Raw genomic sequence first — 12,923 nt, 5'->3', positions numbered from 1 at the left:
AATGCATGAAGGCAAAAAAACGCATTCATACTTTATGAAAACATATTAAATCAATGAATTAACGCGCTTTGTCTCAGCATCACGGACAATGCGCACTCCAGTGCATATACAGTTCAAGCATGAGATTGCAGCAAAGTGCTGGTAACATACCAAGGGTTAATGATAACTGACGCAATCACATGGCCTTTCCTATCGATACACTTCGGATGTTCTGCCTGCTGGCACAGAAATTGAATTTCACTGAAACCGCCAATAATCTGAATATCAACCAGTCGACACTCAGTCGTAAAATACACCAGCTTGAGCAGACCACCCAGTTGCGCCTGTTTCATCGCGGCGGCAATCAGATCCACCTGACACCACAAGGACGGGTCTTTCTCGCGTCGTGCCAACGTATTTTACAAGACTGGGATAACACCCTTGATAGCCTACATGACGATCAGGACTACCTCCGTGGCGAGATTAAATTGGGCTTACTGCACCCTATGGCACGCTGGCTAAGCCAAAGCTTTTTGAGTACGTTTTGTGCCAAGCACCCCCACATTCGCCTGCACCTGACCACGCTGCACCCGGCGCATCTGCGTGAAATGGCCGACTGCGACATCATGATCGCCCCCTTTTTGCCGAGTGATCAGTCGTTGGTCGCCAAGCCGTTGGCCAATTATCGTCGTGTATTCTGCGCGTCGCCGCAGTATATTGCCCGGCAGGGTATGCCACGTCATCCGCATGAGTTATCGCAGCATCAGTGCATCACCAATACCAATTGTCCGAATCAAGAGTTGAGCTGGAAGTGGGAAAGTGAGGCGGGATCAGGCGTGGTAGATGTGACGGGGATTGTCTCGACCGACTCGGTCGACATTGCGACCAATTTGGCGTTAGCGGGCATGGGCATTGCGCAGATCCCCTTCGATCAAATTACGCATTATTTGGAAAAAGGCGAGTTGGTGGATGTGTTTAACGGGGCGTACTACCAATGGGGACAGCTCTATGCAGTATACCGCTCTCGCCAGTACACCGCAGAACGCTTTGCGGTCTTCATGGCAGAGCTACGCCAATACATCAGCAGCCATTGCAGCGCACACAATGGGCCTTACCGGATGACGGCGATGTCAGTGCCTGCGCCATCAAATTCCGCCTCCGCCTGGCCCGTGTAAAACAAAAAAAGCCGCCACTTCAACCTGAAGTGGCGGCTTTGTCTTACCCATTTTTAATCATGTATCACATCGGTCATTAACCGATGAACTTACCCATGAAGTTACCGATGTTGCTGAAGCTTGCTGCCGCCATCACGACCACAATCACGGCACCGATAGCCGTCAGGTACACAGGGTGTTGGTAATCACCCACGATGTCTTTACGGCGTGTTGCTGCCAGTACGGTACCCAGTACAATCGGCAGGATAATGCTGTTCACCAAGCCCGCTAGCATCAGCAGCAGCAGTGGCATGTTCATGAATACCGTACCCAGGCTGGTCAATACGATGAAACCCACACACCAGGCTTTTTCGTTACGGGCAACCACTGGGAACAGGGTCTTAATCAGGGAAATCGCCATGTACGAGTTACCCACCACCGAGGTGATAGACGCAACAAACAGCACCAGACCGAAGATGAAGTAGCCGACTTCACCCGCACCGTGACGGAAGGCATCAGCCGCAGGGTTGGCGCCATCCAGCACCGCACCGGTTGCAATCACACCGAACACCGCCAAGAACAGCAGGATACGGATCACCACAGCGATGGAGATACCGGCCCATGCCGCTTTCTTGATGGCACCGACTTGCTCTTCACCTTGCAGGCCAATGTCGACCAAACGCTGTGCACCGGTGTAGTAACCGCCTACCGCACCCCCGACGATAGTCAGGGTTGGCAGTAGCAAGCTACCCATATCCGTTGGCATCACGGCCGCGACCATGGTTTCACCCAACGGGGGCAGGCTTGTCATTGCCACATACGCGATCAATACCACCATGAATAAGCCAAGGTAACGCGCCATCTGATCCATACGCTTTGATGCGTTATGCACCACAAACAGCAAACAGCCAATCGCACCGGTAAACAGTGCCCCCCACGTGGTGTCGACACCCGTTAATACATTGATACCCAGCGCAGAGCCGCTGACATTACCGAAGTTAAATGCCACCGCACCCAGTGCCAGTAGGATACCAATGAAGTAGCCCATGCCTGGGGCCATTTTGTTGGCGATGTCTTGAATACGCAGACCCGACACACCCACAATGCGCCATAAGTTCATCACAATACCAAAAGTGATAAACATGGAGGCAAACACAGGGAACGCCATATCCATCTTGTAGATGTTGGTGAAAACAGCCGTTTGAGTTAGAAAGCCAGGGCCGACAGAGGTCGTGGCCATTAAGAAGGCGACACTCAGAATCGCTTTGTTCTGCCATGAAGCAGGCTGCGAAAGGTGTGCGTTTGAAACGGTGTTTGTGGTGGAGGTGCTAACGGTCATGCCAATTCCCAAAAAATGTTGTCTCTCTCTTTTATAAAAAAAGAAAGACAACTGACCGAGATCAGCTGACGCAGCAGGTGGAATGACTCAATAAAGACAGGTTGCCTGTCGAGAGCAATCGTTTGCTGGGCGCGGATACTAATGATTAACCACAAGTGTGTCAATAGAAAATATCGTCATTTTGCAAAAATCATCCCCCCTCTTCTCCCTCTGGTTTTTCCCCTGGACTTTCCGAGTCAAGTCGGGGCTGGCTCATGCGAGAGCCTGTGTACAAACAACAGCATCACCGTGATCGCCTATGTTTCTCGACACTCTCATCTTTATACCTCACAAAGATACCCAAGAGGCATAAGCAAACCCACGGAATACAAACGGCTTGCATATGAAAAAATCACTTACAAAGCATTAGCTTGGCAATAAAGCGAAGTTGAAATACAATAGGGTACAGGCGTATTTTTGCGATCAATCTCACAAAATATACTGCCGCATTATCTTCTTTCTGCGATTAAGACGTAAGCCGTGACAGTCAGTTCAAGTATCACACAAGTATATTACGATTTACTCGACCTCGACGACGCCGCACAACAGGCGCGAATACGTGATTTGGCACACTCGCATCCGGCATTGCATCAGCAATTGCTGCCCTTGCTTGAAAACACCACTCCTCTGACGCAATTACTGGGTTTCCATATCAATCAACTGGTTGGTGCCGATTTTGATTTCAGTGGCCACAATATCGATAAGTACCAACTTACGCATGAACTGGGTCGCGGGGGCATGGGCGTGGTGTATGCCGCACACCGTGCTGATGAAACCTTTGAACAGCAGCTGGCGATCAAATTTATCCAGCCGACGCTTATCCAGATTTTGGGAAAACGGGCGCTGTTTACGGAGGCACAACTCTTAGCGCGTCTGAATCACCCGTGCATTGCCAAAGTGTTCGACGGTGGGGAATACCAAGAGTGCGTCTATATCGTGATGGAGAGAGTGGCCGGCAAAACCCTCGATCGCTTTGTGCACGAACACGCCCCTGATCGCCAAGGAAAATTAACGCTGTTTAAACGGATTTGCCACGCCATTGAGCATGCACACCAAAACCACATTCTGCACGCCGATATTAAGCCTGAAAATATTTTGGTGGATCGCGATTGTCAGCCCAAGTTACTGGATTTCAACCTCACGCAAACCTTGCATCGCCAAAATGACATTGATGCGGGCACGTTAATCGCGTTCAGTGAACAATATGCCAGCCCCGAACACCAAGCCGGACGCTTCCTGACCCAACAAAGTGACATTTTCTCGTTAGGGAGAATCTTGGCGATGCTGTTCCCACAGGCAACGGGGGATATTCTGGCTGTGATTGACAAAGCGACGGCAAACGAACCACAGGCGCGTTACGCCAGTACCACGGAATTGCGTCAAGACATTGAACATATTTTGTTGTGTCAGCCCATCTCACTCAAGCAACACCTCGTGTTCTACTGCACGAAAAAGCTGATCCAACGACGCCCCTTCCCGACAGCCATGGTGTGCCTATTGGTTCTCAGTGCCATGGTGTTTTCCTCGGTATTGGTGGTACAAAATCGTCGATTAGTCGAAGAAAAAATGGTGGCTGAAAATATGATGTTTGAGGTCACCAGCATGATGTTTCATGCCCGTGGCAGTGATAACGCCTTACTGTCAGTCAGTGCCATGCTGGATTTATCACGCCGCCGCATTTTATCCAACCCGGATCTGCCCAAGTCAGTGAAGCAACGACTGCTCATGATCATGATGACGCCCGCGCCGGATAAACCCAATCTTACCCCTATACCGCGTGCGCAGCAGATCCAGACAACAACACAAATAAAAACACAGCATAATCAAGTATGAAGAACAAACACCTGACGCTTTGGGTTCTGAGCAGTATCGCCCCCCTTGCTTTTGCGACAACACAACACACCGGGTATTTTATTGATGCGCCGGTCACCGGTTTGTACTATGAAACCGATTCAAACATTAAAGGGATTACCCAAAAAGGGGCATTTCAGTACAACACGGGCGATGTCGTCAGCTTCTATCTGGGCGTGGATAACAACGCTTACTTACTAACAAAACTGTCGGGACAAACCGTCGTTACACCCACGCTGTCCACGACCACCCCCAGCCGTAGCATTAATATGACACGCCTGTTGCTATCACTGGATAACACCCCGGAAGATCAGGCTGAAATTGAATTACTGGGCGATATGCTGGCGGATCCGGCGTTTCAGAAGCAGTTACGTATGCTGGATCTCAACTTGCTTGACGACATGAAAGACAAACTTAACTTTGACATTGTGCCGGTCAAAGCGGCCGTTGAGCATTTGAATCAGAGCCAACAATATATTGAGCGACATTTTACCTCTGATGACGTCATTTATTCCCCGCTCAACCAACGATTAACGACCATCATTATTCGCAAAAAAGACTACACTGGCCGCCATTGCGTGTTGGATTTGCGCTATATCAAACGCCCACGTCACAACAGCCCTATCGGCGAGATGCACTATATGATCACGCCCTCCCACATCATCCAGTATCCCGGTATGGGGGATCTCTTCAATGCCTGTTATCGCAATCCGGCCGGTGCTCTTGAGTCCACCATAGAAGAACCGATGTCGAACTTTTCCAACATGCAAGGCTTGGTCGGTTGCAGCCAAAAAGGCTGTACGCGCAGTGATCTAAATGGCTTTTTAGTCGATGATTACGACGATGAAGGAGACTGGAAGTACCGCACCATGGCGATCAATTTCGACCCAACCACACAACTGTTCATGGAGAAAGTCCAAGGATTAGGCCCAAATGGAAAAGTACTGCACAGCAATCAAGGTGAGATGATGTGGTTCACCTATCCGGAAGCGAAAGGCCACAAGATTGACTATGAAGGGGTATGGAAAGAAACCACTTATCAGGAAACCGACATGCAAGAAACCTGTCTGCTTTTTGAGGGTAATACCGTTTTACAAGGGCAAAAAAACACCGACACCTGTCCGACAAAACGCACGGCTTACCGCCAAGATGTAACCGCAGACTACGGAGATATGTGGTGGCTGAATGCCGAAGACACCCCCGCCCAACTGGCGCAAATGAACGTGACGGTGCGTTGGTATCCAAAAGGAAAACCACCCCTTCACACCACGTGGGAATACCTTCCGGCGGGTGCCACGTGGGATCAAGGCATGTTGTACCGTTATCAGCAGATACGCACACAACATTCTGATGGGTCTGACACCCTTCAAACGTTCGCCATTTCAGAATTTACCAAACAATTTTAACCGTTATTTTCACCATTGATGACATGACAGCGCCGTGAACCCACGGCCGTCAACCGAATAGGAGTGACCATGCAGGGAACGTCTTCTCAGCCACTGACGCAAATCATTCAGCAGTGGCAAACCGGTGATAAGCTCGCCGAAAGCCAACTGTACCAGTTTGCCTACTTACAACTGCGTAAAATTGCGCAGCAAGAACGCGCACGTAATGCCGAAAAATACGGCATCGACAACCATGTACTGGCCGACAGTATCAGCAGCACCACGGCATTGATCCATGATGCTTACCTGAAAATGTCGAATAACGAATTGGCTGAAATCGAAAATAAACGCACCTTTTTCCTCATGGCGGCAAAAGTGATGCGCCAGATTTTGATCGATAATGCCCGTAACTTACAGGCTCAAAAACGCCAACAGTTAACGGTCGTGGCGGGCGATCAGGATGAACGCTTTGAACAGCTGATCATCATTGATAAGGCGTTAGATAGTTTCAGTGTGCGCTACCCGCGACAGTCCAGCGCATTAAAACTCAAGTACCTAATGGGGTTACAGAACCAAGAAATCAGCGAATTACTCGAGTGCAGCGCCAGCCTGATTGAAAAAGATCTCAAATTCTCACGCAGCTGGCTGCAAACACGGATGGCCTAAGCGGCATGAAGGCAACCCATCTCACCGCGTTAGCGGTCATCACTGCCGTTGTATCAGGAACATGGTGGTGGTGTTCGGCACAGGAACCCGCGACCGACGACAGACTTGTCATCTTCGCATCATCAGCACAAGCGGCCCCGGTACATGTCACGCCTGAAGGATCCTTGTTCGCATCATCAAGCGTGGACTCGCCTGTGATGCCGTCATCCTACGCAGATGCCAATACAGGCACCGTTGAGGCGAATGTCGACGTAGAAACGTCAACAGATTTGTCATCAAAAGACGATGCAGACACCCTCAATGATGCAGAAAAAACCACAATTGAATCAGAAGAGATCGCATTAGATGACCTTGCTCAGTCACCCGATGACCACACTGAAAGCACGACCTCTGCCCCCTCAGCACAGCGCAATATGCGTGATGCGGTGTACGGTTATGCACTCAATGATATCGGCATGAGTATCAGAGAAGAGTACATCGACTACGACACCAGTGGAACGAACTACCCGCCCCAGATCAACCCTGCGGTGCATAGTCAGTTACAAAAAATCGTCGACAATTGGGCTTTCAGCCAAGACATGCCGGTGCGCTACACCTTGCCGATCGACAACCTGTTTACCGACCCAGAAGGGGATCCTATTCGTCTTCGTGCGTATCTGTCGATCCCAGGGGTGCAGGTGTCGCCAACAAGCAGCACCTTGCGAGTACAAGGCATCCCCCAAACCTTGGTGGCTTTTCCTTCGTTAGTGATTGAAGCGCAAGATAATCAACACGGCAATCAACCTTGGGTATCCGCATATTTCACGTTGCGCCCGATGCAGACCCCCGCAGACAAAGTGCCCCACCCGTTAGAAGGGGAAACGCTGTACCGGCTGGAAACCACCTATGGGTTAGCCGACACTTACTACAGCTATGAGGTGGTGTATTGTGAGGCATGGCGCTTTAAAGATGGCTTGGTGTATTTCGCCGCAGCAAATACCCAAACACACTGCCCGATGAATAGCCACCTACAGGAAATCGGGGAATATACAGTTGATGATAAGAAGGATTTGATCGTCACCAGCACCAGTTCTCAGCTTAATGGCCAACAACGCTGGAACGTAAAATGGATATACGATTCTTGGTACCGTGAAGGGGTCAAAAATTTCTTTACCACGGTCTATGCTGGCAAGCATGTAGAAAGCTACACGCTGCAACGTTCACGATCCGCCATGGAAGCGCGGTTAAACGTACAAACGGGTCAATACCCTTTTCAGATGCAGATGTTTGATTACCTTGTTCCGCTCAGTAATGGGCAGTTTTTGCAAAGTTTCGCCGGCAATTACATTTACTTGTATGGGCCGCACGATGAATACCAAGGGCTGGATTCCGACTGGAACTTGCATTCACCATTACGTGACTTAGCCTGCGAAAACGTGTTGCCCTTCTGGCAAAGTAACGTCCTCGCCGGAGAAGGGGAAACCGGTGATATTATTTCCAGCTCTGCCGATCCATGGAGCAGTGCCCCCATTCACTGTGGTGTCCACTACCGCGATGACTGGCAACGCAACTATGTGTATTTCGGGCTGCAGTATCACCGCTATGATTATTTTGTGCCGGGCAACATCTACAGTTTTATCATCCGACCGAAGCCAGAATACGCCCATATCGTTGAAGAATTTAAGATCAACCTGCGCTATCACAATCCTGATTACATGAAGCCGTAATCAAAAAAACAGGGCATCACAAGGATGCCCTGAAACGGATAGTCAACGTCGAACGTTAAACCACTTCTAGACAATTGGCTGCGTAATTAAGGCAGTTTGCAGCCAAAACACCACAAGTTAAAACTTCCACAACGCCTGAATACCGGTATTAAAGGTATAGGTTTTTGCTTCAGGTAACCAAGCCGTACCCTGCTTCCAGTCGCCTTGGCTATCAATAAATCGGACCGTTTGCGGATCAGACTCGGCACGGAATTCGTACCCCAGCATCACAAACCAGCCCAAGTGCAGCCCTTTCATCACTTCGTAACTCAGTGTGCCTTCCAGCGATGTTCTGAAGCCAAAATCATCGAACGACACATTTTCAAACTTGGTGTTTTCTGTGACGCTCCAAATCGGTACACCCGCTATCCAGCGACCACTGATGCGCCATTTATCTGAGTGAAACAACGAACCGCTGTCATAGGCTAAACCCACATCCACAAAGATATCGGTCGATTTCTCTTCCCAGGTATCCCCTTCTCGGAATACCGGATTTTCATACCCGTTCAAGCCTTTCAACCCGTAACGCTTGTAGGTTTGATACGTCAGTGATGGGCCGAAGACAAAGCGGATATCATCACGCCATTTGTAATGCACCAAAATATTGGTCGACGTGCGTAAGTACTCGAATTGGTTTTGCTGATAAGCGCGACCTTGGCTGTCTTCCCATTGCTCTGTTGAGCCCATTGGCGTGAACGTCGCTAAGGCATCAATGGAAAAATCGAACTTCTCATTCACGTAGTACAAACCGCCCGTGTTCAACACAGGGCTCGACGTGCTCACATCAGAGACCGCACCGCCGCTGCCCATGAAGGCTTCTTGGTAGGTGATGTTTTCAACGCCCATGGTCAGGTAGGAATACCCCGACTCATGACTTGGCGCTGGCGCCCCTGCAACGGCCATTGTCGACATCAGCGATGCTATACCAACGCTGCCGAGCCCACCTAACGTGTGCCACATTTTCATTGTTTATATCCGTTCGCCGTCCGTCACAAAGAGGGCGTGGATATTAACGAAGTTTTTTTATTTGCCAATATCCCCACATATAAAAAAACAAAAATATATTTTACGGTTTTTTCTCTCTTTTCCGTACCTTGTTTCCCTCTCTCTCTCTCTTTATAAATAGCCACCTTGCCGGGGGTAGGCTTACCCCGTGGCAATACAAAATTCTAAATTCCCGCTCGGTTTTTTCTTTAGAAAGGAATGTACGTAATGAAAAAGGTTAGTTTACTTGCCGCATCTGTCGCTTTTGCTCTTGTGGGCTGTGGCGGCGGTTCTGACAACAATACGGATGGCAACACTGGCACCAACCCACCAGCACCGGGCGGTGTCGTGATCACCGGTTTCGATGGTTACTTCCAAAATGCTGTCATGTTTGTTGACCAAAACGATAACGGCAAGTGGGATACTAGCGATACATTCCTTGGCCTGACGAATGCGAAAGGTCAGCTAGAGTTAACGGAAAAACCGAAGGGTACACTCGCGCTACAAACCATTACGCCAAACGGCACGGCACAAGCAAAATTGATTGCGCTAAATGCCAACTATGCAGGTCGTTACACCGTAGACATGGATCACCCGTCTCAGGCGATGGCCCATGAAGTGGTATTCCGTGCCCCGAACAACTCTGACGTGATTTCACCAATCACGGACTTGGTCGCGATTGAAATGGCCTCAGGTAAAACGGCGGAAGAAGCACAAGCCGCGGTTAACATCGCACTGGGTGGTACTGACGCAGCCCCTGTTGATCTGTTCAGCGATTTCGTTAAAGGCGACAAAGCCAATGCGGAACTGCACAAAACTGCACAGATTTTGACAGAATCAAAAGCGGCAAACCCTGAGAGCTATGAGAAAAAAGCGACCGAGTTTGCCAAAGAAGCTGACACCCTTGTTGAAAACATGACTGATGAAGCCATCAAGGATGTGAATAATAAGCCTGTCATTGAAGACACTACACCCGACTCTGACAACCTAGCACCGGAAGTGATCACTAACAGCAAGCTGATTGTTGATGCAACAGTAAAAGAAGCGGCCGTTAAAGCACTACCAACACTAAAAGAAGACGATAACTTCAGTGGCGTAGAAATTGCCATTGCCGATCTGTTTGTCGACGCAGACCAAGAAGCAGGCGTCGTTCCTACGATCAAGAGTAACCTTGAAGGTACAGGAATCACCGCCTCTATTGAGGCTGGTAAGTTGGTGCTAACACCAGCAAACCCTGTGACAAAACCAGGTAACTACACCCTTACGCTAACGGCAAGTGATGTCGATTCTAAAGGCAACGCGCTGGAAACAACGGCTAGTACTGAATTCAACATCACGATTGAAGCACTAAACAAAGCGCCTGAGTTCAATAAGGCTGAGCAAGCTGAACTGCAAAATACGATTAACACTTGGGATCTAGAAGAAGGCACCGAAGTACAGAATCTATCGATCAATGTTAGTAACCTATTTACTGATAATGAAAACGACATTCTGACACTAACGGCATCAACATCTGTTGCAGGGCTAACCGCTTCTGTTGATAACAATGGTGAACTGGCGCTTTCGGGTAAACCGTCAGAGGCGAGTACTGAAAAACAGCGTTTATCCGTTACAGCAACCGATCGTGACGGTTCTAATACCTCTGTAACTGTTGACTTCGTGCTTCCTGAAGTAAAAGAAGGCGTGGTTGTACCGCCACCAGCTAATGAATTGGGCTTCACCAATGCTCACTTCAAAGACGGCGTTTGGAAAATGGGTTCCTTCAACAGCGGTGACAATGAAGTCGGTTTTGCAACTCTACGCAACACAGGTGGTCTACTTGAGTTTTGTTGGAGTTCTGACGACTCATTGACTAATCACGGCCACGATAAATGGGACTATGCGCTAGCAGAACTGGATAAATTAACGAGCACAAAAGAATTTATTGCAGATGATTGCGGCGCTGTAACGATTGCTGAAGATGGCTCCCTAGTCGATGCTTCTGGTGATAACATGCCTAACTTCCAAATGCTGTATCAGCACACAGTTGAAGAACACGGTAATACTGAATACCAAATCATCTTTAAAATGGATGACGAATTATTCTGGCTTGATTCAACGGAAACGCCATTTGATAACACATTAGCAGCAGGTATTACACCTGAAACACCAGTGTATAAACTGACCGATGATGCTAATGGTGTAAATATTGACCCAATGGTTGAAGTGAATATTTATCACGTTGATACCACATACACATCAACCGATTTGAATGGCACAAATGCATCTAAGGGTGATTTCTGGGACGTGGAAACTGACGAAGAAACAAACTTTGAGCGCCTATATATGCGTGAGCCATGGGATGGTGGCTATGATCGCTACAACTACATCAACCGTCACTTTGGCCAACTGTCTATCGGCATCACTGATAAAGTGACTTCGAATGAGTTGGAAAACAATGTTTCCTACTACATCACATCAGAAGATAAAGCGTTAATTAGCGATTTATACAGCCGCTGGGTACCTGCTGAATAACGCCTAATCATTCACAGCTTAATCTATCGAACGGCGACCTTTATAGGTTGCCGTTTTTATACAAAGGACTGTTCCACCATGACCTCGCCAGCCCCTTGCGCCCATCGCAACGTCACACGCGTAAAGCGTAACCTCTTCCAGCGCCTCTTTTTCAAAGCGGTTTACCAATGTAAAGACTGCCAACACATCTTGACCCTGTAATAACCGGACACCTGTGATGAGTGACAATAAGCACAAACTACGCCAACGCATTAAACAGCAGCACAGCGCCCACTTACAGGCGGTTAAAGCACGCTGGATGAAGAAACTGTCTCACGACCTTGAGGGACACACGGCAGAGAAAAATACCGCATCATAAGCGAGTTCAAAAAACGCAGACAAGAACGGGTCACTTTCATGGCCCGTTTCATATAACCGCTAATCTCCCTGAGAAATCACTTAGCCCGCATTCCATCGCCACTGACGCACGCTGACCACCAGCATGACCGCAAAGAAAGCCGGATCGCTCCAGCCAAACCCAGTAAAAATACCCGTGATAGCCGCATACAAGGTAATCACCATACCTAAGGCATTCGTGAACAGCAGCCCTTTGACCAATTGTTTGCCTGCCGTTGCGTCTTGCACGTTACGGAACACGTAACTGATCACCGCAATACCGCCCAAGAAAATACTGTTGTGCTGCGACAAAAAGTACGCGTATTGATCATTGACCTGCACGCCGTACAAAGGCCACATCCAAGCGGGCAGTACAAAAAGTGCAAACGCAAAGGTGCCATAAATGGCGGTATGTAGGGTAAAAAAGGTCTTATTTTTCATTGCTTCAATTCATTGTTAGATGGAGAAATGCCGTACTTAACAGGTATTGCTTTACCGATGTCGTTTTACAGGGCGAACGTCGCTTGGTTAATGGTTGATAAATCCGCATTCACGTTAAACACGCGCCCACGGATCCCCGTGAAACCCATCTGGGTTAAACGTGCCGTATGCATCGTCAAATACGCTTGCGCCGATGCGGCATCGGCAAACAGGTAAACCCCACCCGCCAACTGTTCCGCTTCATTTTCTGTCCAGATTTTCCAAATGAACCCCGGCTCTTCATTAATAGAAGCGGCCAGTCCCGCTAACTGCGTCGCCATTTCCTCACCAAACGGCCCTTGATGATTAAAATCCACTTGCAGCAATGTCTGTGTCATCGTCCTATCCTCAGTCTTTGTCATGTTTTGGCGCACGGCCATATGGTTTGAGTGATATATTACTTAGATAAATT

Annotated in this window: 11 protein-coding genes; 7 read left to right on the top strand and 4 right to left on the bottom strand. The window is 48.8% G+C overall.

Annotated elements, in window-relative coordinates:
• The first annotated feature begins 179 nt into the window (after positions 1-179).
• Entirely contained in the window at positions 180-1,154 is a 975-nt protein-coding gene (locus tag L4C36_RS19130; protein WP_428479401.1) for a LysR family transcriptional regulator, read from the top strand.
• Between the two features lie 76 nt (positions 1,155-1,230).
• On the opposite strand, the gene L4C36_RS19125 is transcribed toward L4C36_RS19130, so the two are convergent.
• Positions 1,231-2,472 (bottom strand): NRAMP family divalent metal transporter, encoded by a 1,242-nt coding sequence (locus tag L4C36_RS19125; protein ID WP_428479400.1) that lies wholly within the window; start codon positions 2,470-2,472, stop codon positions 1,231-1,233.
• A 519-nt stretch (positions 2,473-2,991) separates the two neighbouring features.
• Here L4C36_RS19125 and L4C36_RS19120 point away from each other — a divergent pair.
• From L4C36_RS19120 to L4C36_RS19105, 4 genes are all read left to right on the top strand, one after another.
• On the top strand, positions 2,992-4,344 hold the full coding sequence (locus L4C36_RS19120; protein ID WP_428479399.1) for a serine/threonine protein kinase: 1,353 nt from the start codon (positions 2,992-2,994) through the stop codon (positions 4,342-4,344).
• Entirely contained in the window at positions 4,341-5,768 is a 1,428-nt protein-coding gene (locus L4C36_RS19115; RefSeq protein WP_428479398.1) for a chromosome partitioning protein ParA, read from the top strand. Before L4C36_RS19120 ends, L4C36_RS19115 begins: the two co-directional genes overlap by 4 nt.
• Positions 5,769-5,837: 69 nt before the next feature.
• Entirely contained in the window at positions 5,838-6,413 is a 576-nt protein-coding gene (locus tag L4C36_RS19110) for an ECF-type sigma factor (RefSeq protein ID WP_428479397.1), read from the top strand.
• A gap of 5 nt (positions 6,414-6,418) precedes the next feature.
• On the top strand, positions 6,419-8,119 hold the full coding sequence (locus L4C36_RS19105) for a hypothetical protein (RefSeq protein ID WP_428479396.1): 1,701 nt from the start codon (positions 6,419-6,421) through the stop codon (positions 8,117-8,119).
• A gap of 117 nt (positions 8,120-8,236) precedes the next feature.
• On the opposite strand, the gene L4C36_RS19100 is transcribed toward L4C36_RS19105, so the two are convergent.
• Positions 8,237-9,124, bottom strand: a complete 888-nt coding sequence (locus L4C36_RS19100) for a hypothetical protein (protein ID WP_428479395.1) — start codon at positions 9,122-9,124, stop codon at positions 8,237-8,239.
• A 246-nt stretch (positions 9,125-9,370) separates the two neighbouring features.
• Between L4C36_RS19100 and L4C36_RS19095 the strand changes: the two genes are divergently transcribed.
• Together L4C36_RS19095 and L4C36_RS19090 are read left to right on the top strand one after the other, a co-directional pair.
• Complete coding sequence (locus L4C36_RS19095) at positions 9,371-11,656, top strand: acid phosphatase (RefSeq protein WP_428479394.1); 2,286 nt, start codon at positions 9,371-9,373, stop codon at positions 11,654-11,656.
• 217 nt (positions 11,657-11,873) lie between these two features.
• A complete protein-coding gene (locus tag L4C36_RS19090; RefSeq protein WP_428479393.1) occupies positions 11,874-12,014 on the top strand; it encodes a hypothetical protein in 141 nt (46 codons plus the stop codon).
• An 80-nt stretch (positions 12,015-12,094) separates the two neighbouring features.
• On the opposite strand, the gene L4C36_RS19085 is transcribed toward L4C36_RS19090, so the two are convergent.
• Both L4C36_RS19085 and L4C36_RS19080 read right to left on the bottom strand, forming a co-directional pair.
• The gene (locus L4C36_RS19085; RefSeq protein WP_428479392.1) at positions 12,095-12,472 is read right to left on the bottom strand and encodes a hypothetical protein; all 378 of its coding nucleotides are present in this window, start codon (positions 12,470-12,472) and stop codon (positions 12,095-12,097) included.
• A gap of 65 nt (positions 12,473-12,537) precedes the next feature.
• A complete protein-coding gene (locus L4C36_RS19080) occupies positions 12,538-12,849 on the bottom strand; it encodes a monooxygenase (protein WP_428479391.1) in 312 nt (103 codons plus the stop codon).
• Positions 12,850-12,923: the final 74 nt, after the last annotated feature.

The sequence above is a fragment of the Photobacterium japonica genome, assembly GCF_050337005.1.
Classification (GTDB): domain Bacteria; phylum Pseudomonadota; class Gammaproteobacteria; order Enterobacterales; family Vibrionaceae; genus Photobacterium; species Photobacterium japonica.
Note: the sequence above shows the minus strand (reverse complement) of the source record. Positions and strands in the feature narration are given on the sequence as shown.

Excerpts from the sequence above, each read along its gene's own strand:
- L4C36_RS19130 (WP_428479401.1), top strand. The coding sequence starts at position 180 with ATGGCCTTTCCTATCGATACACTTCGGATGTTCTGCCTGCTGGCACAG.
- L4C36_RS19125 (WP_428479400.1), bottom strand. The coding sequence starts at position 2,472 with ATGACCGTTAGCACCTCCACCACAAACACCGTTTCAAACGCACACCTT.
- L4C36_RS19115 (WP_428479398.1), top strand. The coding sequence starts at position 4,341 with ATGAAGAACAAACACCTGACGCTTTGGGTTCTGAGCAGTATCGCCCCC.
- L4C36_RS19110 (WP_428479397.1), top strand. The coding sequence starts at position 5,838 with ATGCAGGGAACGTCTTCTCAGCCACTGACGCAAATCATTCAGCAGTGG.
- L4C36_RS19105 (WP_428479396.1), top strand. The coding sequence starts at position 6,419 with ATGAAGGCAACCCATCTCACCGCGTTAGCGGTCATCACTGCCGTTGTA.
- L4C36_RS19100 (WP_428479395.1), bottom strand. The coding sequence starts at position 9,124 with ATGAAAATGTGGCACACGTTAGGTGGGCTCGGCAGCGTTGGTATAGCA.
- L4C36_RS19095 (WP_428479394.1), top strand. The coding sequence starts at position 9,371 with ATGAAAAAGGTTAGTTTACTTGCCGCATCTGTCGCTTTTGCTCTTGTG.
- L4C36_RS19090 (WP_428479393.1), top strand. The coding sequence starts at position 11,874 with ATGAGTGACAATAAGCACAAACTACGCCAACGCATTAAACAGCAGCAC.
- L4C36_RS19085 (WP_428479392.1), bottom strand. The coding sequence starts at position 12,472 with ATGAAAAATAAGACCTTTTTTACCCTACATACCGCCATTTATGGCACC.
- L4C36_RS19080 (WP_428479391.1), bottom strand. The coding sequence starts at position 12,849 with ATGACACAGACATTGCTGCAAGTGGATTTTAATCATCAAGGGCCGTTT.